Origin of the sequence: Glaciihabitans tibetensis, assembly GCF_003003265.1 — a bacterium.
In the GTDB taxonomy this organism is placed as follows: Bacteria; Actinomycetota; Actinomycetes; order Actinomycetales; family Microbacteriaceae; genus Glaciihabitans; species Glaciihabitans tibetensis.
Map to the genome: position 1 here is coordinate 56281 of NZ_PVTL01000011.1, position 22598 is coordinate 78878.

16 protein-coding genes are annotated in these 22598 nt (G+C 66.3%); 5 read left to right on the forward strand and 11 right to left on the reverse strand.

Features of this window, described 5'->3' with window-relative positions; all coding sequences use genetic code 11:
* Window positions 1–16: 16 nt before the first annotated feature.
* Window positions 17–1348 carry a histidine--tRNA ligase gene (locus B0I08_RS16500; RefSeq protein WP_106214860.1) on the reverse strand — a complete coding sequence of 444 codons (1332 nt, stop codon included), beginning with the start codon at window positions 1346–1348 and terminating at the stop codon, window positions 17–19.
* An 82-nt stretch (window positions 1349–1430) separates the two neighbouring features.
* Here B0I08_RS16500 and B0I08_RS16505 point away from each other — a divergent pair, with 82 nt between their 5' ends.
* Complete coding sequence (locus B0I08_RS16505; protein ID WP_106214862.1) at window positions 1431–2369, forward strand: ABC transporter ATP-binding protein; 939 nt, start codon at window positions 1431–1433, stop codon at window positions 2367–2369.
* The gene (locus B0I08_RS16510; RefSeq protein WP_181243457.1) at window positions 2366–3433 is read left to right on the forward strand and encodes an ABC transporter permease; all 1068 of its coding nucleotides are present in this window, start codon (window positions 2366–2368) and stop codon (window positions 3431–3433) included. The genes B0I08_RS16505 and B0I08_RS16510 overlap by 4 nt, the downstream gene beginning before the upstream one ends.
* Before the next feature lie 80 nt (window positions 3434–3513).
* Here the strand turns inward: B0I08_RS16510 and B0I08_RS16515 are convergent, their stop codons facing one another.
* From B0I08_RS16515 to B0I08_RS16540, 6 genes are all read right to left on the reverse strand, one after another.
* Entirely contained in the window at window positions 3514–4230 is a 717-nt protein-coding gene (locus B0I08_RS16515; protein WP_106214864.1) for a nucleoside triphosphate pyrophosphohydrolase, read from the reverse strand.
* A 76-nt stretch (window positions 4231–4306) separates the two neighbouring features.
* The gene (locus B0I08_RS16520) at window positions 4307–6397 is read right to left on the reverse strand and encodes an alpha-galactosidase (protein ID WP_106214866.1); all 2091 of its coding nucleotides are present in this window, start codon (window positions 6395–6397) and stop codon (window positions 4307–4309) included.
* 9 nt (window positions 6398–6406) lie between these two features.
* Window positions 6407–7741 (reverse strand): ABC transporter substrate-binding protein, encoded by a 1335-nt coding sequence (locus B0I08_RS16525; protein WP_106214868.1) that lies wholly within the window; start codon window positions 7739–7741, stop codon window positions 6407–6409.
* A 69-nt stretch (window positions 7742–7810) separates the two neighbouring features.
* The gene (locus tag B0I08_RS16530; protein WP_106214870.1) at window positions 7811–8734 is read right to left on the reverse strand and encodes a carbohydrate ABC transporter permease; all 924 of its coding nucleotides are present in this window, start codon (window positions 8732–8734) and stop codon (window positions 7811–7813) included.
* Complete coding sequence (locus tag B0I08_RS16535; RefSeq protein ID WP_106214872.1) at window positions 8731–9657, reverse strand: carbohydrate ABC transporter permease; 927 nt, start codon at window positions 9655–9657, stop codon at window positions 8731–8733. Before B0I08_RS16535 ends, B0I08_RS16530 begins: the two co-directional genes overlap by 4 nt.
* On the reverse strand, window positions 9654–11696 hold the full coding sequence (locus B0I08_RS16540; RefSeq protein ID WP_106214874.1) for a beta-galactosidase: 2043 nt from the start codon (window positions 11694–11696) through the stop codon (window positions 9654–9656). The genes B0I08_RS16535 and B0I08_RS16540 overlap by 4 nt, the downstream gene beginning before the upstream one ends.
* A 131-nt stretch (window positions 11697–11827) precedes the next feature.
* Between B0I08_RS16540 and B0I08_RS16545 the strand changes: the two genes are divergently transcribed.
* Both B0I08_RS16545 and B0I08_RS16550 read left to right on the forward strand, forming a co-directional pair.
* On the forward strand, window positions 11828–12850 hold the full coding sequence (locus B0I08_RS16545) for a LacI family DNA-binding transcriptional regulator (RefSeq protein WP_106214876.1): 1023 nt from the start codon (window positions 11828–11830) through the stop codon (window positions 12848–12850).
* A gap of 19 nt (window positions 12851–12869) precedes the next feature.
* Window positions 12870–13631 (forward strand): CPBP family intramembrane glutamic endopeptidase, encoded by a 762-nt coding sequence (locus B0I08_RS16550; protein ID WP_106214878.1) that lies wholly within the window; start codon window positions 12870–12872, stop codon window positions 13629–13631.
* Here the strand turns inward: B0I08_RS16550 and B0I08_RS16555 are convergent.
* Window positions 13628–14899 (reverse strand): DUF4192 family protein, encoded by a 1272-nt coding sequence (locus B0I08_RS16555; protein ID WP_181243459.1) that lies wholly within the window; start codon window positions 14897–14899, stop codon window positions 13628–13630. The genes B0I08_RS16550 and B0I08_RS16555 overlap by 4 nt on opposite strands.
* A gap of 229 nt (window positions 14900–15128) precedes the next feature.
* Here B0I08_RS16555 and B0I08_RS16560 point away from each other — a divergent pair, with 229 nt between their 5' ends.
* Window positions 15129–17312, forward strand: a complete 2184-nt coding sequence (locus B0I08_RS16560) for a RecQ family ATP-dependent DNA helicase (RefSeq protein WP_245884865.1) — start codon at window positions 15129–15131, stop codon at window positions 17310–17312.
* Between the two features lie 61 nt (window positions 17313–17373).
* Here B0I08_RS16560 and B0I08_RS16565 read toward each other — a convergent pair whose 3' ends face one another.
* The 3 genes from B0I08_RS16565 to mfd form a co-directional block, all read right to left on the reverse strand.
* Entirely contained in the window at window positions 17374–17679 is a 306-nt protein-coding gene (locus B0I08_RS16565) for a 2TM domain-containing protein (RefSeq protein WP_146134459.1), read from the reverse strand.
* 160 nt (window positions 17680–17839) lie between these two features.
* Window positions 17840–18784 carry a J domain-containing protein gene (locus B0I08_RS16570; RefSeq protein WP_106214884.1) on the reverse strand — a complete coding sequence of 315 codons (945 nt, stop codon included), beginning with the start codon at window positions 18782–18784 and terminating at the stop codon, window positions 17840–17842.
* 24 nt (window positions 18785–18808) lie between these two features.
* Window positions 18809–22423, reverse strand: coding sequence for a transcription-repair coupling factor (mfd, locus tag B0I08_RS16575; protein WP_106214886.1), 3615 nt, complete (start codon window positions 22421–22423; stop codon window positions 18809–18811).
* Window positions 22424–22598: the final 175 nt, after the last annotated feature.

Genomic DNA, 22598 nt, shown 5'->3' on the forward strand with positions numbered 1-22598 from the left:
CGCTCCCAGCGGACGCCTACGCTCCCAGCGGACGCCGCTCCAGGCTGGCAGCGTCGACCGTGCTCGCCGACACAAACGCGAAGTGCGTGAAACCTTCCGCGGCGAGCGCATCGAACAGCAGCTTGACGTTCTTGACCCGGCGCACCAACCGCACCCGCGTGCCCTCGTTGATCAGCTGGCTCTTCAGCACGGCGAGCGTGGCGGGCGAGACATCCGCGTCGTGCACAAGAGCGATGGAGGCGGTGCTCGCGTCTTCTGGCAACTCGACGAGGTCGACCAGGCGTTCGAAGCCGAGGGAGAATCCGGTCGCCGGCACGTCGGTACCGAGGAATCGCCCGATCATGCCGTCATACCGACCGCCTCCCCCGAGCGAGTAGCCAAGCGAGGGGTGGGCGACTTCGAAGATGGGGCCGGTGTAGTACCCCATTCCGCGCACGAGGAACGGGTCGAACTCGATCAGCGGCGCCGGCGACGAGGCGCCATCTCCCGAGGCGCCAGCTCCCAAGGAGCCACCCGCCCGGGCTGCGTCGACGGCGGCACCGAGACCGGCGAGTTCGGCGATGACCGAGGCGTCGACTCCGTCGGGCAGGGCCCTGCTGATCGCTTCGATTCCGAACGGAAGGTCATTGCCGAGGCTCGGACGAGCGAAGTACCCCTCGAGCGCATCGACCGCCGAGGAACTCGCGCCGCGCTCGCGCAGCTCGCTCACCACCCCCGACTCCCCCACCTTGTCGAGCTTGTCGATCGTGATGAGCACCTGGTCGTGTTCCTCGGCCGGGAAGCCGAAGGCGTTCAGCATTCCGATCAGTAGCCGGCGGTCGTTGATGCGGATGGTGCATCCCCCGAGTCCGAGGGCGTCCAGGGCAGCGGACGTCGCGATGAGCAGCTCAACCTCGGCCAGCACACCGGCCTCGCCAATAATGTCGATGTCGCACTGCACAAACTGGCGATAGCGACCCTTCTGGGGCCGTTCGGCGCGCCACACGGGCGCGATCTGGATCGACCGGAACACCGCGGGGAGCTCGGAACGGTGGCTGGCGTAGAACCGCGCGAGGGGAACCGTGAGGTCGAAGCGCAGCCCGAGGTCGGCCAGGTCGAGGGCATCCCGGGCGGCCGCAAAGTTCTCGGCGGTGAGTCCGCGCTTGAGCACACCGAAGGCGAGCTTCTCGTTGTCGCCACCGAGGCCGGCGTGCAGGCGGGCGCTGTCCTCCATGACCGGCGTTTCGATCTCGTCGAAGCCGTGGGCACGGTAGGTCGAGCGGATGACGCCGAGCACACGTTCGCGTCGTGCTTTGTCAGCGGGGAGGAAGTCGCGCATGCCGCGCGGAGGGTTGACGGGAGAAGCCATGTGTCGATTCTCTCGCACCCGGCCAGTCGAATCATCCTCGGGATTGACGCGCGTGGGAGCCCCGTGTCGGTAGGTTGGCCCCATGAACAGTTCGCAGAGCCTCGCCGACGGAATCGTGGTGGAGCACGTTTCCCGGTCATTCGGGCAGGTACATGCCGTCCGGGATGCCTCCCTCGTCGCAGTTCCCGGAAAGGTGACCGCGCTCATCGGCCCCAACGGCTCCGGCAAAACCACGCTCATGCTGATGCTGGCGTCGCTGCTGCGGCCGGACGGCGGCACGATCCGCATCGGCGGGCACGACCCGTTGGCCGATCCCGCCGCCGTGCGGGCGGCGCTCGGCTGGATGCCCGACGTGCTCGGCTCCTGGAACGCTCTCACCGTGCGGGCGACCCTCGAGATGACCGGCCGGCTATACCGGATGGACCGGGCCGCCGCCGCGGCCCGCGCGGCCGACCTGCTCAGCACCGTCGGACTGGCGGAGCTGGCCGACCAGCCCACCCGCGTTCTCTCCCGCGGGCAAAAACAGCGACTGAGTCTCGGCCGGGCTCTCGTGCACAACCCGGCCGTGCTTCTGCTCGACGAGCCGGCATCCGGGCTCGACCCGGTCGCGAGGGTGGAACTGCGCCAGCTCGTCCGGCGGGTCGCGGCGGAGGGAAAAACGGTGCTGGTCTCCAGCCACGTGCTGGCGGAGCTCGACGAGATGGCCGACACCGCGGTGTATCTCGACCGCGGCGTGAGCGCCTCGGCGGAGAGCATCGCCCAGACCAAGACGACCCTGCGCACGTGGCGGATCCGGTCCTCCGCACCGGCCGCGCTCCTCGCCGCTCTCGGCGCCGCCAGAATCGGCCCCGAGACGATCGTGGCCGACCGCGGTGAGCTGCTCGTGCCGCTCACCGGCGAAGGCGCCGCAGCAGCCCTGCTGGCCGAGCTCGTGACAGCGGGCGTTCCCATCAGCACCTTTGCTCCCGCCGTCGGCGACCTCGAACACACCTTCCTCGACCTCAGCAAGGGAAACTCGTGAACGCCTTCCTCTCGGGAACCCAAGTCATCCTGTCCCTGGAGCTGCGCCAGCGGGTGCGCGGCACTGCCTGGTACGTGCTGCTCGGCATTTTCGTTGTCCTCGTCGCCATTGTCACGATCCTGCTCAGTATCGCGCTGACCGGGTTCGGCGTCATGGGTTCCGGTGACGCCGGCGGCAACATCTACTCCGCCATCATCTACTTCGTGCTGCTGCTCGGCACGCTGGTGGCTCCGGCGTTGAGCGGCAATGCCATCAACGGTGACCGGGACGCGGGCACCCTCGCCACGACGCAGGTCACCCTTGTGACCACGGGCCAGATCGTGGTGGGCAAGTTTTTGGCCGCCTGGATCACCGCCCTCGCCTTTCTCGCAGCGTCGGTGCCGTTTCTGATCTACGCGTGGCTGGTCGGGGGCCTGAGCGTCACCTCGATCGTCGTGTCTATCGTTGTGCTCGCGATCGAGCTCGGCATCGTCGCGGCCATCGGGGTCGGGCTCTCGGGAATCATCACGCGCCCGCTGATTTCCATCGTGGCGACCTATCTCGCCGTCGCGACCCTGAGCGTCGGCACGCTGATCGCGTTCAGTCTGGGAGGGTTCGCCGTCCAGAGCACCGTTGTCTCCACGAGCTCCTATGGCATGACCTACTCAGATTCGGGCGAGCCGCTCGGCTGCTCTCCGGCAACAACCTCCACCTACGAAACCCCGCGCTTCGACTACCTCTGGGGCATCCTCGTCGCAAACCCCTACGTCGTGCTCGCGGACGCCGTACCGACCAGCTATGACCAAGCCGGCAACCCGCAGGATCTCTTCGGATACATAAAGTACGGGGTGCGCACGGCACAGGTGACGCCGGACCTGACGGTCGAATACGACGAGTGCACGGAGGGCGTTGGCGGCTACATGGATCAGGGGCCCACCGCGCAGGAGACCATCGACTCCACGGTTCCCGGCTGGTTTGTGGGTCTCGCGATCCAGACGCTGCTCGGGGCTGGCGCCCTGGTCGGTGCCTGGGCGCGCACGCGCACCCCGGCGGGCAAGCTCCCCACGGGCAGCAGAATCGCCTAGCGCGCGTCGGTCCGCGACGGGTCAGTCGATGGCAGGTCAGTCCGTGGCGGGTCAGTCCGTCGCGGATCAGTCCGGGCGGATCAGTCGGCGGCGGGCAGCCCGATGATGCCGGCATCGGCGGAATCGCCCACGGTGGCGGCGCGGAGCTCGTGCTCCATCTCGCGCATCTCCTCCTGCAGGTCCCGCAGGGTCGAGCGCAGCGCGCGTTCGGCGTCGAGGCCTCCCGCGCGAGCGGAGGAAACGATCGCCAGCAGCAGCGAGCCGAGCTCCTCCTCGTCCTCGACGGCGATGGCCGGGGGCGCGTCGGTCTCGATCAGCCCGAGCTTTTCGGCGCGGCCGAGCACCTTCGAGGCGAGGGCCAGGGACGGCATCCCCTGCGGGATCCCGTCCAGCACGCTCGTGCGCCCCGGCTTCTCGACCTTCTTCAGGTCGTCCCAGACCGCGATGACGTCCTCAGCGGTTTCCGCGGTGGCGTCCCCAAAGACGTGCGGATGCCGCCCCACCATCTTGGCCGTCATGGCCGCGGCCACATCCTCGATAGTGAATTCCTCGCCCGGGGTGTGTTCGGCCAGGTCGGAGTGAAATAACACCTGGTAGAGCACGTCACCGAGCTCTTCGATGAGATCCTCACGGCTGCCCGATTCGATCGCCTCGACCAGCTCGTGGCTCTCTTCGATCAGGTACTGCACGAGCGATTCGTGGGTCTGCTCCCGATCCCAGGCGCAGCCGCCCGGGGCGCGCAGCCGTGCGAGTACCGCGATCAACTCGTCGAGTTTGGGGTGGGGCGTGTGCGTCATACGGCCAGCCTACGGCCGCGCAGCGAGCCCTCGGCCGGACCCGGCGCGCGGCCAGACCGCCGGCGCGCGGCTGCGACTATTCGGCGATGACGGAGTACAGCGCGGCCTGCTCCGGGGCGAGCATCGGCCGAGCCAACCCCACCGTCTCCAGCACCCTTCCCGGCAGGCTCACTCCGCCTGACTCCAGCCAGGCGGGGGGCCGGGTCTGGATGAGCTGCGCGTTGGCACCGGCGGTCACCGCGGTAACCCGGTAAACGGTGTCGGGGGCGAGTCCGACAAAGCGCAGGGCGGGCGGGATCGCGGAGCCCGGTGCCGCCATCGACACCTGCGCGAACACGGCGCGCTGCTGGTCGGCAGACACCACCCCGTGCAGCTGCACGGCCGGGTCGGAGCTGTCGGCACGCACCACGGTGCCGCCGTGCAGAAGCTCGCGCAGCTGCTTGTACAGCCCGATCCACTCCGCGATCTGCGCATGTTCCGCGCCGCTCGCGACGGTCAGGTCCCACTCGATCCCAGCGTTGCCGAACAGCGCCGTCGCGAAACGGAAGGCGAGGTCCGAGCTGCGCATCGTCGTGTGCGAACGGGCGGCGCCGAGATGGCTGCCGAGGTACTCCGGTGGGATAAGAAGTCCGGTGTAGCGCTGGATTTCCTGGCGTTCGAGGGGGTCGTTGGTGTCGCTCGTCCAGACACGGTCGACCCGCTCCAGAATTCCCAGGTCGATGCGCGCTCCACCGGAGGCGCACGACTCGATTTCCAGTGTCGGATGCGCCGTCCGCACCGCGTCGATCAGGCGGTAGAGCGCGGTGGTCTGCCGGTGCGCCGAACCGGAGAGGAGATCGCGGTTGTGATCCCACTTGAGGTAGGCCACCGGGTACTCCTCCAACAGCGCGTTCAGGCGGCCGAGGAGGTAGTCGAACACCTCCGGGTTGCCGAGGTCGAGCGCCTGCTGGTTGCGCCAGGTGTGTGCGGACGGGCCGCCGAGGATCCATTCGGGATGCCGCCGGGCGAGGTCAGAGTCGGGGTTCACCATCTCCGGCTCAACCCACAACCCGAAGTCCATCCCGGCTGCGTGCACGCGGTCGATGAGCGGATGCAGCCCTTCCGGCCAGGTCACCGCATCGACGAACCAGTCGCCGAGCGCGCGGCGGTCATCGCTGCGGCCGGTGAACCAGCCGTCGTCGAGGACGAACCGTTCCACACCCACGTGCGCCGCGGCATCCACCAAGGGCGCGATCTGCTCCATACCCTGGTCGAAGTAGACCGCCTCCCAGGAGTTGAGCACGACGGGTCGCGGCGAGGTGATGGTCGACCAGGACCGAATCCACGGGTGCAGTCGCGCGGAAAGGCCGTCAAGACCGTCGACGGAGTGGACGGCAATGCTCCAGGGCGTCGAATAGCTGCCACCCGGAACGACGCTGACCTCGCCGGGCGCGAGCAGTTCGCCGAGGCCGAGCACAACCCGGCCGAGCGGGCTGCTTTCCGCCCAGGTGCGTTTGTCGCCGCTCCAGGCCAGGTGCGTCGCCCACACCTCGCCCGCGCGGAATCCGTATCCCGCGGCGCCAATGACCGTGAGGAACGCATCGTCGTGGCCGGGGCGGCCGTGCCGGGACTCGCGGCTCCAGGTGCCGTGGGCGAGGGCGGTGCGCTGCGGACGCCTCTCGTGAGTCCACAGCCCGGTGAAGTCGAGAATTTCGCGCGCGCGATCGGGCACCGGCAGTACGACGTCGAGCGAACCAAGTTCGAACGCGGTGGCGCCCCGGTTGGTGAGGGTATGCCTCAGCCGCAGCACCCCGTGGGGTGTCAGCTCAAGCTCGACGGTGACGGTGACCGCGGCCGCGGCATCCACCAGCACAAATTCGCGGCAGAGGCCGCTGCCGGTCACCCGATCGAGGCTGAGATCAAACTCTATGGTGGGCGACCCCGCGCGGTGGCCGCTGATGGCTGGTCGACCGCTCCAGCCCTCGCGGAGGGTCGGGAGCAGGCTGAGGCGCAGCGGCACATCGAGCGAGCTGGGGCCGATCGCGGGCACGGTGGCGTCGGCGACCGATGCGAGGCTGATCTCTGACAATTCGCCGAGATCTGCGCCCCAGTGAACAAGGACGGGCACCCGCGTGCCGCGGGCATCAATTACGAGGCTGACGCCCGCGGCACGAAGGTGAATGATCATCGTGAAACGTTACTCCGCGACGGGAATCGACTGTGCCTTCAGCGCATCGATGGTCGAGGTCTGTGCCGACTCCAGCGCTTCGGAGAGCGTTCCGGTGCCGCTGACGGCGGCCTTGAACCCATCCGAAACGTCGTTGTACGTCTGGGTCATTGTCGGACCCCAGACAAAGTCGCTGGAGACCTGGCCGGACGCCTCCGAGAAGACGTCATAGATGGCCTGGCCGCCGTAGAAGTCGACACCCGCGGCGAGCGAGGGCAGTTCGAGACCTGCCACGGCCGCCGGGTAGATCTGGGCGGACTCGTTGAGCATCGTCAGGGACTCGTCGGAGGTGTTCAGCCACATTGCGAACTGTGCGGCCTCGTACGGGTGCTCCGAACCGGTGAAGACTGCGGTGGAGGAGCCTCCCCAGTTTCCGCTCGACTCGCCGCCGGCTTCCCACTGCGGGGATGCCGCGACGGACCAGTTACCTGCAGTGCTGGGCGCACCGCTGATGATTGAGTTGGCGCCCCACGCTGCGGAGTTCCAGCTCCAGACCTCGCCGGTGTTGTAGGCGTTGTCCCACTCGGTGGTCCAACCCGGGTAGGTCGAGACGAGGTCGCGGTCGATCAGGTCCTGCCAGTAGTCGGCGACCGTCGTCGACTCATCGCCGGTCAGGTCGACGGTCCAGTTGGTTCCGTCGTTCTCGAACCAGCTGCCCTCGGCCTGCCAGACGAGACCGGCGAACTGGTTCACGTCGTTCTGCGAGAAGTTGGTGATGTAGCCACCGGCCGCGCGCACCTGCTCGGCCGCCGTGGCGAACTCTTCCCAGGTGGTGGGCACGGCAATGTTGTTCGCTTCGAACAGGTCGGAGCGGTAGAACAGCGCCATCGGGCCGGAGTCCTGCGGGATCGCGTAGACCGAATCCTCTTCGCCGAAGGAGACCTGGCTCCAGGTCCAGTCGACGAAGTCTTCCTGAGCGTCCGCCACACCGGCACAGTCGGCGATGTTGACAAGGCCGTCCTGCACGCGGAAGTTAGGCAGCGCGTCGTACTCGATCTGGCCGAGGTCGGGAGCGTTACCCGCCTCGAGCTGGGTGAAGAAGTTCTGGTAGGTGCCGCTGTTGCCGTTCGGGCCGGTCTGAACCGTGACCTGAATGTCGGGGTTTTCCGCGTTCCAGACGTCGACAACTTCTTCGATGCCCGGGATCCAGGACGTGAACGTCAGCTCGACGGCTTCGGTGGCGGGCTCACAACTCGCGGCCGCGGAGCCGGAGTCTTCGGAATCACCGGCGGACGAGCATCCGCTGAGAACAATTGCTGTGGTTGCGAGCAGAGCGATGGCGCCCAGCCGTTTGGGTGTGTGCATGAGATTCCTTTGCTTCATTGGGAGGAACTGCTTGGTGGGGTGGTGGGTTTAGGGGGGGGGACAGCCGGTCTACTTCACAGACCCGGCTCCGAGGCCGTTGCGCCAGAAGCGCTGCAGCAGCAGGAAGATGATGATGAGGGGGATGATGGACAGCAGAGCACCGATCAGCACATAGCCGCGCAGCTCGGGAATCTGGTTCACCTGGGAGTTCCAGCCGTACAGGCCGAGGGTGACCGGAAACAGCACCTCGTCGCGCAGCATCACCAGCGGCAGGAAGAAGTTGTTCCAGATGGCGACGAACTGGAACAGGAAGACCGTGACCAGGGACGGGAACATCAGCTTCACCGCGACGGTGAAGAAGCTGCGGATCTCGCCTGCGCCATCCAGCCGCGCCGCTTCGATGAGCTCGTCTGGCACGCTCGCCGCGGCGAAGATGCGGGTGAGGTAGACCCCGAATGGGCTGACCAGGCTCGGCAGGAAAACCGCCCAGAACGTGTTGGTCAGGCTGACCTGGCTGAAAATCAGGAACAGAGGCAGAGCGAGCGCGGTGGCGGGAACGAGTACGCCGCCGAGCACAACGTTGAAGATCACTTCGCGTCCGGGGAACCGGTACTTGGCGAGCGCGTACCCGCACATTGCGGCGATCAGGGTCGCGAGCAGCGCTCCCCCGCCGGCGTAGGCGAGGCTGTTGAGCATCCAGCGCAGGAAAACGCCGTCGCGGTAGGCGACAAGTGCCCCGATGTTCTCGAAGAGGTTGAAGTCGGCGAACCAGAGGGGGTTGGTGCTCGTGAACTGGTCACTGCTCTTGGTGCCGGCGATGAACAGCCACCAGATCGGAATCAGGAAGTAAAGCGTGAAGATCAGCATCACGATCATCGCACCGGCTTTGGAGAGGGGGCTCTCCTTGGGCGCGAAGTCGCCCTTCGGCGCGGAGGAACGCAGCGCAGACCGGCGCGTCGCGACCGGGGTGGGGGCTGGGGTTGGGGCGCTCATTTTGCGTCCTTCCGCTGGGTGAATTTCAGGAATGTGAAGGACAGCACAAATGTGGCCAGCGCGAGCACCACGGAGAATGCCGCCGCGAGGTTGATGTTGGGGATGGCCGAGGTCGAGTAGACCATCAGGTTGGGCGTGAAGGTGCTGGTCACTGCGGAGCTGAAGCTGCGGAACACCTGCGGCTCGGCCAGCAACTGCAGGGTGCCGATGATCGAGAAGATGCCGGTCAGCACAATCGCCGGGATGATCAACGGGATCTTCACCGACCAGGCGATGCGCAGCTGCCCCGCGCCGTCGAGCCGTGCCGCCTCGTAGATCTCGGTCGGGATTGCCAGCAGCGCCGAGTAGATGATGAGCATGTTGTAGCCGACGTAGACCCAGGTCACCACGTTCGCGATGGCCCAGAGCACGAGCTCGGCCGACAGGAAGTCGATGTTCTCCGTCACCAGGCTGAACGGCGACAGGTTCGGCGAGTACAGGAATCCCCACATAATCGCCGCGATGACCCCGGGTACCGCGTACGGCACAAAGAAGGCGAGGCGGAAGAACCGCTTCCCCTTCAGCAGGGGCGAGTCGAGAAGCAGCGCGAAGAGGAGCGCGAGCCCCAACATCACCGGAACCTGCACGACGCCGAACATCAGCACGCGGCCCACGGACTGCCAGAACGGGCCGTTCTGGAAGACCAGGATGTATTGGGTGAGTCCACCAAACACCTCGGTGGCCTGCCCGAACGTGCCTTCGCGTTCGACGACCAGCAGGGACTGGTACACCGCGTAGCCGATGGGGATCAGGTAGAAGAGGGCGAAGAGCACGCCAAACGGCAACACGAAGATGGCGATGGCCTTCTTGTGCGCGATCGGGCGCCGTGTGCGTCGGGGCACCGGGGATGTCTCGGTGGGGCCCGAGACGGCAGTTGTCGTCACTGGTCGGTATCCTCTCGAAGAACGCGCACGGCTCCCGCCGGTACACGGATGATCTGGTCGACGCGGGTGTCCGTCACCAGCTCGTGCCCACGGGCGGCGAGCTCGACGTCGACCGCTCCGTGGTTGATGACAAACAGGTAGCTCCGGTCCGGCGCGGCGCGACGAATGACTTCAACGCTGCCATCGCTTTCCGGACCGAGTGCAGTGACGCCGCTATCACCGCTGACGTCGCGCAGCAGGTTACGCAGGGAGTCCGGAGCAAGCGCGGTCGCGGCATACCACGCGGTGCCTGCGCCGTGCCGGTTCTTGGTCAGCGCGGGAACCCCTGGCAGCGGTCCGTCGAGGTAACTGGCCAGAGTTTCCGCACCGGTGGTCCGCAGGCGCTCGCTCCACAGCGTGCCGGACGCTCCGTTGTCGAGACGCACGATCTGACCGTCGCGGAGCGGTGCGAACTCCTCGACGACGATTCCCAGCGCCTCGCGGAAGGCACCCGGGTAGCCGCCGAGGCGGACCCGGTCGTCTTCGTCGACGATGCCGCTGAAGAAGGTGACCAGCAGGTTTCCACCATGCTCGACGTAATCGGTGATGTTGCGGGCGTCGGCGTCCGTGACCAAGTACAGGGCGGGCACAACAACCAGCTGATATCCGGTGAGGTCGGCGTCGGGCGCCACGATGTCGACCGTCACCCCCAACTCGTGCAGGGCGGCATACAGCGCGTGAACCTGCTCCAAGTAGGTCACCGAGTGGGACGGGCGCGATTCGCCGTCGCCAGCCCACCACGCCTCCCAGCTGAACACGATTGCCGTGTCTGCCACGACGGTGGTGCCGACAATCTCGTCGAGCCGGTCGAGCGTTCGTCCGAGCTCCACCACTTCGCGCCACAGCACGGTGTCGGTGCCCGCGTGGGGAAGGAGCGCGGAATGGAACTTCTCCGACCCCTGCGGGGAGGCGCGCCACTGGAAGAAGCAGATCGCCTCGGCTCCCCTGGCCACGTGGGTCAACGAATTGCGTGTCATCTGGCCCGGCGCTTTCGCGAGGTTCAGTGGCTGCCAGTTCACCGCGCTGGTCGACTGCTCCATAAGCAGCCAGCGCCCTCCGCCCGCGAGCCCGCGGGTGAGGTCTGCGGCAAAGGCCAGCTCGGTGGTGGGGTCGCCCAGGCGGTGATCGAGGTAGTGATCGTTCGCGACGATGTCGACCTCCGGTGCCCAGCTCCAGTAGTCCAGGTTGCGGATGTGAGCGGTCACCATGAAGTTGGTCGTGACGGGCGCGGTGCTATGACGCCGAAGCACCGCAACCTCTGCCCGGTAGTAGTCGAGCAGTTCGTCGGAACTGAAGCGATGAAAGTCGAGCATCTGGCCGGGGTTGCGGCTCGAGAGCGTCAACTTGGGCGTGCTGATCTCGTTCCAGGCGCTGTACCGCTGGCTCCAGAACGAGGTGCCCCATGCGGCGTTCAGTGCTGCGATGGTGGCGTACTTGTTCTCCAGCCAGCGCCGGAAAGCGGCGTCCGTGTCGGCGTCGTAGCAGAGCGCGTTGTGACAGCCGAGCTCATTGGAGACGTGCCAGAGGGCGACGGCGGGGTGGCGGCCGTATCGCTCTGCGACCGCCTCGACCAGGGCGAGGGCCGCTGCGCGAAACACCGGAGAACTGGGGCACCACGCTTGACGACCTCCCGGAAACCTTGTGGTTCCGTCCTCGGCCTCCGGCAGGATTTCAGGGTGCAGGGTGGTCAGCCACGGAGGCGGCGAAGAAGTACCGGTGCCGAGATTGATTCGAATGCCGGCGGCGTGCAGCATCTCGATAATGGTGTCGAGGTCACTGAATTCGTAGTGTCCGGCGGAGGGTTCCAGCTGCGACCAGCCGAAGATGTTGATCGCGACAAGGTCGACCCCTGCCTCGCGCATGAGCTCGACGTCCTGCTCCCAGACAACCTTGTCCCACTGCTCGGGGTTGTAGTCACACCCGTAGGCGAGGCCGGGATGTGCGAACGGGGTGGTCTCCTCCGCCGCGGTGACACCCGCCGTCAATGTCTGCGTTGACATACATTCTCCCGAAGCTCTGTGAACGTGCACAGATTCGGGAGTACGTTCTCACCGTCGAGTCTCTGTGAACGTACACAGACTAGGTCGGCCATCTTCGTCTTGTCAACTCGCTGCGACGATACAGTGGTGCCATGCCCACCGACCTGCCCCGGCGCAAGCGCGCCACCATTCACGACGTGGCTGTGGAATCGGGGGTGTCCCGGGGCACGGTCAGCCGGGTGGTGAACGGCGAGAAATACGTGTCCGCGGAGGCGCGCATCGCCATCGAAGCGGCGATCATCAAGGTCGGCTACGTGCCGAACAGCGCGGCGCGAAGCCTGGTCCTGCAACGGTCGCTCGCGATCGGATTCCTGGTGCACGAGCCCCACTCGTTGTTCGTGGAGGATCCGAACATTGGGAACATTCTCCTGGGAGCCAACCAGACGCTGTCGCTGGCCGACTACCAGATGGTGTCGTTGATCATCGATACCGAGCGGGACACCGAGCGGGTAGCGCGGTACCTCAGCGGAGGCTTTGTGGACGGCGTCATCGTGGTGTCCGCACGCGAGAACGACCCGCTTACGCGACTCATCGAACGACTGGGACTCCCCGCAACCTTTGTCGGCCACCCCCCTGATCTTCGCCAGTTGCCGTTCGTGGGCATCAACAACCGCGGCTCAGCCCGAGCCATTACGAACCAGCTCGTAGCCACCGGGCGCAAGCGCATTGGGATGGTCGCGCCCGCGATGGACCGCGACTCCGGTTCTGATCGTATGGCCGGATTCCGCGACGCTCTGGGCGATCGGTTCGACCCGGCACTGGTCGCGTCAGTGCCGTTTTACTCCTTTTCCTCGGGGCTGGCAGGTATGCGCGAGCTTCTGCAGCGCGATCCACTGATCGATGGTGTGTTCGCCGCAGCGGATTCCGTGGCCGCAGGCGCGGTGGAGGCGCTGAGGGAGGCCGGGCGGCGAATTCCGGAAGACGTCGGGATCGTCGGCTTCGACGACAGCTCCTGGGCGCTCCGAACCCAGCCGCCGCTGTCGACAGTGCACCAGCCCGCCACAGAACTCGGTGAGGCGGCGGCCCGGTCGGTGCTGAGCCAATTGCGCGGCGAAGAACCCAATCTCGCCGGCATCATCCTCGACTCCCCTGTCGTCTGGCGTGCCTCCGCCTGAACACCGGCACAATGGCTACGTGCTCCTTGCGCTGCTCTCCCTCCTGATCCTCGTCGTCGCCGTGCTCGTTGCGCGCGCGATCTCACGTGAACGCCGCGAATATGGTCGTTTCAAACGGCTGCGTTCCTCTAAGGCCCGCAACCGGGTGTACGCGCGCTGGCTGCGGGAGTCCTTCTTTGTTTTCGGTGGCCTGTCGGCGGTGATCCTCCTCGCCTCCAGCCAGTACGTCTCCCCCGCCCTGCAGGACGCCCGCGCCTGGGCGCCGATGGCCTGGGCGCTGGAGGTTGTCACCAACCCGGTGGGCACCGCGATCACAACCGCCGTTGCGGTCGTTGTCGTGCTCGCGCTGGTAGCGCCGATTCTTCTGCTGCGCAATCACCAGGATGCAATTCCCACCGTGGGTGATGTCGCGGCACTCATCCCCCGAACCCGCAGCGAATTGCCGTATGGGGCGGCCTTGGCCATCAACGCGGGCTTGGTGGAAGAACTACTGTTTCGATTCTCGATTCCGGCTCTCATCTTCGCGCTCGTGGGCAACGGTGCTGTCGCCTTTTTCGCCTCCGCGTTGCTGTTCGGCATGCTTCACCTCTATCAGGGGCCTGCTGGCGTCATTTCCTCGACCATCCTCGGACTCGTCTTCACCGTTATCTACATCCTCAGCGGCTCCATCCTGTTGGTGATTGTCATCCACGCGCTCTTCGACCTGCGCTCTCTAGTTCTCATCCCCGTGGTCATCACGAAGGTATGGCGGAAGACCGTAGAGAAGAAGCAGACGCACTAGTACTGCCCGGAGCGCGAGTCCTGGTAACCCTGGTCATCGTCGCCGTAGTCGTCGTCGTCGCCGTAGTCGTCGTCATCGCCATCGTCGTCGCAGTGGTAGCTGTCGTCGTAATAGTGGTCGTCGTCGTTATCATCGTCATCGTCGCCGTCGTCGTCGTGCCCGTCGAAAAACGCCCACTCGGGCAACAGACCGTGGTTGAGCGTCGCCTTAAGGTTCTTCACCCACGGGTGGTCAGGGGCTATGCTCGCTGCCTCGTCAACGTAAACTCCGGCGAGCGACCCGGCTCCCAACGCCCAGTGCAGCCAGCCCAGCATGCACAACGGTGTGGGCCGCACCGCGTCGTCTGCGCATGCCACGACGTTCAACATCAACTGGATGGCACGGTCGACCCGCGCGGGGTCCGGGCGACGGCTTCGACCCAGCAGTATGTCCACAAACTCTATTTCGGCAGAAGTCCGGCCCGCGACGGGGTGGAGCGATTGCCGCGCGAGACGATACCCAGTCACCTCGTCACTTGCCCACTGCGCCACCATCCACTCGGCGACACGGGGCAGTTGTGCCAGAGCCAGCACCAGCCCAGCGGCCTCCGGAAACTCGTCCTCGGACAGGTGGAGCGCGCTTTCGGTAAGGCTGACGAGATCCTCGTCGAGGGCGCCAGGCGCGGTCGCGGCTCCGCCATCGGATACTTCGTCCGCCAGTTTTCGGATCCGGTGAAAATGAGACATCACCCGGAGCTTCACGTTGTCGCACGCGTCGGGGACCCTCTCGGGCACCGCGCTGACGTCAAGGACGGGAGGCAGATTACCGGGCAACTGAGCAGCAATACCGGGATCAACGAGATCGGCGAGCGAGTAGCCTCCGGTCGGAACATCCAGGTCAAAGTACGGCGCCCAGCCGTCGCTCGCGCGACACAGCACCGCCTTCAGCGCAAATCGGGAGTGTTCGACGGTTCGAGTGAGCTCACCGACGAATTCTGCATGGGGCGGAATGGGCGATTGCCCGAAGGCCTCATCGGTCACGACTGCCACAACAACCCCGTCGGCCCCGGGTAACTTGCCCAGGAAGCCCACGAGCGCCCGCGACACCCGCTTGTACACGAGCCCGGGCCGAGCGCCCGTCGGTTTCGGCAAATCAAAGCGCAGCGCGCCGTGCGTTCGGTTGCCGCGGAATGCCAACAGCACAACACTGTTGTGCGGATGCATGCCGAGGAGGTGGGGCATCAGTGCGAGTAGACCTGCGTCGTTCGCCGCTTTCACTATGGTTTGCATGCTGCTGACTCTGAACGAAGGGACCGGTGAGGCGGCGGTCATGCCGGATTCTGTGAGCAACTCGCGTGGCGTTCTCGCTGTGGACGACACTCGGTACACCCGCGTCCGCGACCCAACCGCGACCGTGACCCACTCCGACCCACTCCTGCACAGGCGCCGCACGCGCAAATGGTGCGCACAAGTAGCCGTCGTCCAGTGTGTCGTCGGGGGCACCTGACAAGCTTGTCTCGTGTTCAACCCTCCCCTGACAGAAACCCGCATCGCCGCCCTCGAGATCCTGCGAACCCTTGTGGGTCGCGATGACGCTGACTTCCACGAGGGTCAGTTCGAGGCAATCGAAACCCTCGTCGACCTGCGCCGAAGGGCACTGGTCGTTCAGCGCACGGGATGGGGCAAATCGGCGGTGTACTTTGTGTCGACCCTGCTCCTTCGTCGGCAGGGTGCCGGCCCCACGATTCTCGTATCGCCGCTTCTTGCTCTCATGCGCGACCAGATTGCCGCGGCAGCCCGTGCCGGGGTGCGGGCCGTCGCGATCAACTCGACCAATGCGCACGAGTGGAGCGATGTGCAGCGCCAGCTGGCGAACGACGAGGTTGACGTGTTGCTCGTCTCTCCCGAGCGGTTGAATAATCCGGCGTTCCGCGAGAACCAGCTGCCGGATCTCATCAGACGAGTGGGCATGCTGGTCGTCGATGAGGCGCACTGCATCTCCGACTGGGGTCACGACTTCCGTCCGGACTACCGGAGACTGCGCGACCTGATCGCGCAGATGCCGCTGGGCGTGCCGGTTCTGGCAACAACAGCGACGGCGAACAGCCGTGTGGTGAACGACGTCGCGGAGCAACTCGACACCGCGCATTTTGCTAGTAACGACGCTCCCGCGACGACCGCAGGCTCCGGCGGCACCGGCGGCACCGACATTGGGGTCGTCACCATTCGCGGCCCCCTCGCCCGCGCCTCCCTGCGACTCGGAGTCTTGCGGTTGCCCGATGCCCGCAGCCGCCTCGGCTGGTTGCTGAGCCACATAGATGAACTCCCGGGCAGCGGCATCATCTACGCGCTCACGGTGTCCGCCGCGGAGGACACGGCTCGGTTGTTGCGCGACGCGGGCCACAACGTGCGCGCATACACCGGGCAGACCGACACGGGTGAACGCGAAAAGTCGGAAGAAATGCTGAAAAACAACGAAGTCAAAGCGCTGGTCGCTACCAGCGCGCTTGGCATGGGGTTCGACAAACCCGACCTCGGCTTTGTGCTGCACCTCGGAGCTCCGTCCTCGCCCGTTGCCTACTATCAGCAGGTGGGCCGCGCGGGCCGCGCCACCGAGAACGCAGACGTGCTGCTCCTCCCCGGCAGCGAAGACGAAGCAATCTGGCAGTACTTTGCTACCGCGTCGATGCCCAGTGAGCTGCGCGCCACTGCGGTGCTCGACGCGCTCTCCGCGAACGACGGCCCGTTGTCGACGCCCGCGTTGGAAGCCCGGGTCGACATCCGGCGCACCCCTCTCGAGTTGCTGCTCAAGGTCCTCGACGTCGATGGTGTTGTGCGCCGGGTCACCGGCGGATGGGTTGCGACGGGAGCCGCGTGGTCGTACGACCGGCAGCGGTACGAGCGCATCGCCGCCGAGCGGGTGGCCGAGCAACAACACATGCTCGAGTACGAGCGCACCACCGAATGTCGGATGGAATACTTGCAACGCTCGCTCGACGATGACACCGCCTCCCCCTGCGGCCGCTGCGACAATTGTGCCGGAATCTGGTACCCCGACGAAGTGCGTGACGACGCCACGGCGACGGCAACGGCGTCGCTAGACCGAGTGGGCGTCGCGCTCGATCCGCGGGCCCAGTGGCCGACCGGCGCAGACCGCTTGGGCGTTCCCGCGAAGGGCAAGATCGCGCCGTCCGAGCGCGTGCTCGAAGGTCGGGCTCTCGCGAGACTGACCGACCTGGGCTGGGGCAATACTTTGCGCGGCATCTTCGCTCCGTCCGCAATGGACGCTCCCGTCACGCCAGCGATGCTCGCCGCGTGTGTGCGGGTGCTCGCCGAGTGGGGATGGCAGCAGCGCCCCGCGGGAGTGGTCGCCATGCCTTCGCGCCACCATCCCGAACTGGTGAACTCCGTTGCGGCCGGTCTTGCCCAGATTGGCAGGCTTCCCTACCTCGGTGCACTCGACCTTGCGGGAGCCGGTCCGACGGGCGAGCCCGGTGGCAACAGTGCGTATCGCTTGGCCAACGTGTGGAACGGCTTTTCCGTGGGCGTAGAGCTTGCCGAAGCGCTCGCCTCGGCGAGCGGACCCGTATTGCTGGTCGACGATTTGGCTGACAGCCGGTGGACACTCACCGTCGCAGGCCGACAGCTCCTGCAGGCCGGAGCACCCGCGGTGCTGCCCTTCACCCTCGCATTGCGGTCGTAGCCGAGGGCCAGCCGGAATGCACCCAATAGGCTCTGGGTCAGCTGACTCAGGGCCAGCTGACTCAGCGCTTCCTGTTCTTCAGCTCGCGATCGATCTGGTCCTCGGTGATCTCTTTGGGGATTAGCACGGACGCCGCATCAAGAACCAGACCGACTCCCCACCCGGCGATCACCCAGCCCGGCCAGAAGTAGCCACCCCCGGAAAACCACCACGTCAGCACCAGAAACAGGTTCACAACAACGTAGGCCGTCGCGTGGGTGGCTAACTCGCGTCGGCGCTGGATCTTTTTGCGCGCCCAGTCGCGCTCGTCGGTGGTTCCTGCTGACGTGGGGCCTGCCTTGGCCTGCCCCGCAATGTCGTCCCCCATTGCGTTCTCCTCTGATGCGTGCAGCGCCGCCTGAGCAGTCTCAGACTGGCGATTGAGATCAGAGTACTCCTCATGATCGTTCACTTCTCATGATCATTCACTTCTCATGATCGTTCACAGAGGGCTCACGCAGTAGGCCGGGCGCCGATCAGATCCGCCGCTAGAGAAAGCGCACCCCGGCCATGATCCTGGTGCGCAGCTCGAAGACCTCCGCGCCACCGCGGAAGGGTGGGGCGCCGAACCCGACGCGCAGCACATCGGGCAGCCTGGACAGCTGCACCAGCAGAACCGGCATGCCGCGGCTGACGCCCAACGTCATGACCGAGTCGTCACTCGAACCATCGGGCACAACAATCAGCGCTGCGGTGACCGGAACCCGGCACCGACGGCCAAACCAGCGCGCGCGAATGGTCAGCGCGTTCACCGGAAACTCGTCTGCCGCCAGTCCCGCTCCGATGAGCTCGCCCTTGCGGGTGCGCACCGGGGCTCCCCAGTCGCACGATGACATCGCAAAAAGCCCGCTCGCGCCCAACACGACATGATCGAGCTGTTCGTCAGGCTCACCGGGCGCGCCGGTACCGGTGGCGACGCCATGCCAGATCGTGTACCCGATGCCAAGGCTGGAGAGAGCGGCACCGCTGGTCTCCTCAGCCATCGCTTTCGCCAGCACCCGGCGAAGTGGCGCGGGCGCGGACCTCACTACAGCCGCGCTGTACGGGTCTGCAGCCGCCGCCGGCGCCCACTCAGCGAACATCTCGAGGTAGCGCTCGCGCTGCCACAGCCCGGCCAGTCCGAACTCCCGCGGAGCCGGCCGTGTGCCGCGGCGGTTCTCGGCGGCGGACGGGGCGAACGTCGGGGCAGCGGCACCCGGACGTGCCGAACGCTGCGGCGCCGACATCCCCCGGTCATAAGCGGCACGCCCCTCGACGGTTCCGATCACGTCCCAGGCGGCCTGCACCGCGTGAAAATGCACTGCGACGCCACCGGTGTCCGGATGCGTCTCGCGCAGCATCCGCCGGTAGGAACGGCGCAGCTCGGTGATATCTGCGGTCGGCGGAACCCCGAGCACTTCGTACGGCGTCGCAGCGATCGGGCTGTCGGTCATCGGCTGTCGGTCATCGGATCGCGATCATGCGACCGGCACAACCACCGGCTCGGGGAAGATCTGCGTCATCAGCTTGTTGGTCCATTCGATCAGCGCGCGGTCACCGAGGCCTTCCGGCATCGGCACACTGATGGTGCGGGGAGCCGCGAAGTAGCGCGCCCCCGGATACATCCGCTGCAGCCGGATCTGAATCGAATCGGGCAGGTCCGCCGGAGCGATGCGCAGCTTGCCGCCCATCGCGACAACCTCGCTGAGCCCGGCCTTCTGAGCGGCGCGGCGGAGGCGGGACACCGCAATCAGTGCCGTCACCTGCTCGGGCGGCTCGCCGTAGCGGTCGGTCAGTTCCTCCAGAACAGAATCAAGCTGGTCGGGGGATGCCGCGGGCGAAGACGCCGTCGACAGCTTTTGATACGCCTCCAAACGCAGGCGCTCGCTCTCGACGTACTCCTCGGGGATGTGCGCGTCGACCGGAAGCTCCAACCGCAGCTCGGTTTGCCCCTCGGCGACATCGCCGCGGAAGGTACTCACCGCTTCGCCGATCATCCTCAGGTACAGGTCGAATCCGACGCCGGCGATGTGCCCGGACTGCTCGCCGCCGAGCAGGTTTCCCGCTCCACGGATCTCGAGGTCCTTCAGGGCGATCTGCATGCCCGCTCCGAGGTCGTTGTTCGCGGCGATGGTGGCGAGGCGGTCGTTGGCGGTCTCGCTCAGCGGCTTCATCTCGTCGTAGAGGAAGTAGGCGTAGGCCCGTTCCCGTCCACGTCCGACGCGGCCACGAAGTTGGTGCAGCTGGGACAGCCCGTACTTGTCCGCGCGGTCGATGATTAGGGTGTTGGCGTTGGCGATGTCGAGGCCAGTTTCGATGATGGTCGTCGACACCAGCACGTCGAATTTGCGTTCCCAGAAATCGACCATGACCTGCTCGAGCACATGCTCGGGCAGCTGGCCGTGGGCGACGGCGACGCGCGCCTCCGGCACGATTTCGGCGATCTGCGCGGCGATCCGGTTGATCGACGACACCCGGTTGTGTACGTAAAACACCTGGCCCTCGCGCAGCAGCTCGCGCCGGATGGCGGCACCGATCTGGCGGTCCGAGTACGGGCCAACAAAGGTGAGGATCGGGTGCCTGTCCTCGGGCGGCGTCGCCAGCGTCGACATCTCGCGGATGCCGGTCACCGCCATTTCGAGGGTCCGGGGAATCGGGGTGGCGCTCATCGCCAGGATGTCGACGTTCGTCTTGAGCTTCTTCAAGGCGTCCTTGTGCTCGACGCCGAACCGCTGCTCCTCGTCGATGATGACCAGGCCGAGGTCCTTGAACTCCATGCCCTTCGACAGCAGTCGGTGGGTTCCGATCACGACGTCGACGGTGCCCTGCTTCAGGCCCTCCATCGTCTCCTTCGATTCCTTCTCGGTCTGGAACCGGCTGAGCGGCCGCAGGTGGATGGGGAACCCGGAGAATCGCTCGGCGAACGTCTCCATGTGCTGGCGCACGAGGAGGGTGGTGGGCACGATCATCGCGACCTGTTTGCCGTCTTGCACCGCCTTGAACGCGGCACGCACGGCAACCTCGGTCTTGCCGTAACCGACGTCGCCGCTGATGAGGCGATCCATCGGGATCGGGCGTTCCATATCTGCCTTCACCTCGTCGATGGTGGTGAGCTGGTCGGCCGTTTCCGCGAACGGGAACGACTCCTCCAGCTCACGCTGCCACGGGGTGTCCGGCCCGAAGGCGTAGCCCTTCGATGCCATCCGGGCGGAGTAGAGCTTGACCAGTTCGACGGCGATGTCGCGCACTGCCTTGCGGGCCTTGTTTTTGGCCGCGGACCACTCGGTGCCGCCCATCTTGCTGAGCGACGGGGCCTCTCCCCCGACGTAGCGGGAGAGCAGGTCGAGCTGGTCGGTGGGCACAAACAGCTTGTCCCCCGGGTAGCCGCGCTTGTTGGGCGCGTACTCGATCACCAAGAACTCGCGCATCGACTTGACGGCGTTGCGGCCACCACTGGAGATCTCGCGCTGGGTGAGTTCGACGAACTTGCCGATTCCGTGGGTCTGGTGCACCACGAAGTCGCCGGTCTTCAGCTGCAGCGGGTCGACCACGTTTTTGCGGCGCCCGGCGAGCTTCTTTACCTGGCGGGTGTCGTACCCGGTGGACCGGCCGTAGAACTCGCCCTCGCTGAGCACTGCGAGTTTGATCCCGGGGATCTCGAACCCCGCCTCGACCGTGGCCTTCAGCAGGTAGACGATCCCGGGCTCCGCGTCCGCCGGGTACTCGTCGACCACCCGGGCGGCGATCTCGTGTTCGGCGAGCACGTCGGCGGTGCGTTCGACCAGGCCGGTGCCCTGCGCCAGAACCGCGACCGACCACCCCTGCTGCACGCGCTGGCGCACGTGGTCGAGAGCCCCATCTGCCTGGCCGGCGAAGCTCGGCACTCCGACGGCGTCGATTCGCACGTAGTTGTCATCACTGACGATGCTTTCGACCAGTTCGCTGAGCGAGATGGTCCCGGCGGGCTCGCGCGATGATGATGATGGGTCGGATGCCACGGCGCCCGCATTGAACTGGCTCAGAGTCCACCAGGCTCTTCTGCCCGCACTCTCGCGCAGTTTCGGCAGGCTGAGGAAGTCGCCGGCGTTGAGGTCGATGGGAGCCTCGGCTCCGGCGGTGGCGGCATTCCACGCGGCGCTGAGGAACTCCCGGTTGGTCTCCACGAGGCTGACCGCACGGGTGGCGACCTTCTCCGGCGAGAGTACGGCGATGGCGGCGCCCTCCGGGAGGTACGCGGTGAGCGGGACGAGTTTGTCGACCAGGGCGGGGGCGAGCGACTCCATGCCGTCGACGGGGATGCCTTCGGCGATCTTCGCGAGCATCTGGGCGAGGCTCGGAAACTCGTGCTGCATCTCGCGGGCGCGCTGGCGTACCTCGGGACTGAGGAGCATCTCGCGGCTCGCGGGCAACTCCGCTTCGAGCACCTCTTCGGGGAGGCTGCGCTGGTCAGCGACGGAGAAGTAGCGCAGCTGCTCGAGCTCGTCCCCAAAGAACTCGGCGCGGACCGGATGCTCATCGATGGGCGAGAAGACGTCGAGGATGCCGCCGCGCACGGCGAACTCGCCGCGTCGCGTGACCATGTCGACTCGCGTGTACGCAAGATCGACGAGCTGTCGCCCGAGCCCGGCGAGGTCGTATCCCCGCGCCGAAGCGAGCAGCTGGATCGGCTCGAGATCGGTGAGGTTGTCGGCCAGCGGCTGGAGCGCAGCGCGCACGGAGGCGACCAGGATGATGTCCCCAGACGGTTCCGCCGACCAGGCCTTCAGGCGGCGGAGTGCATCGATGCGCTTTCCCACGGTTTCGGCGCTGGGACTGAGCCGCTCGTGCGGCAGCGTCTCCCAGGCCGGGAATTCGATGATGGTGGCGTTTGGCATCACGCAGCGCAGGGCGGTGCGTAAGTATTCGGATTCGCGACCGGTTGCCGTAATCGCCAACAACGCCTGGGGTCCGCTCCGGCGCTCAAGCAGAGCGGCCAGAAGGGGGGCGCGGAGGCCGTCGACGAGCGAGAAGTCTGCGCTACGTGCGGCGTGATCGACAGCGGTCTCGAAGCTTTGGGCGCGCGAGAGCCCCCGGATTAATCCCTCGAGTATCACCGGACAAGTCTAGGTGGGGATTGTCGTGCCCGCGGGCCATGTTCGCTGCGAGCGGCGAACCAACAAGCACCGCCGCTGCGAGCGGCGAACCAACAAGCACCGCCGCTGCGAGCGGCGAACCAACAAGCACCGCCGCTGCGAGCGGCGAACCAACAAGCACCGCCGCTGCGAGCGG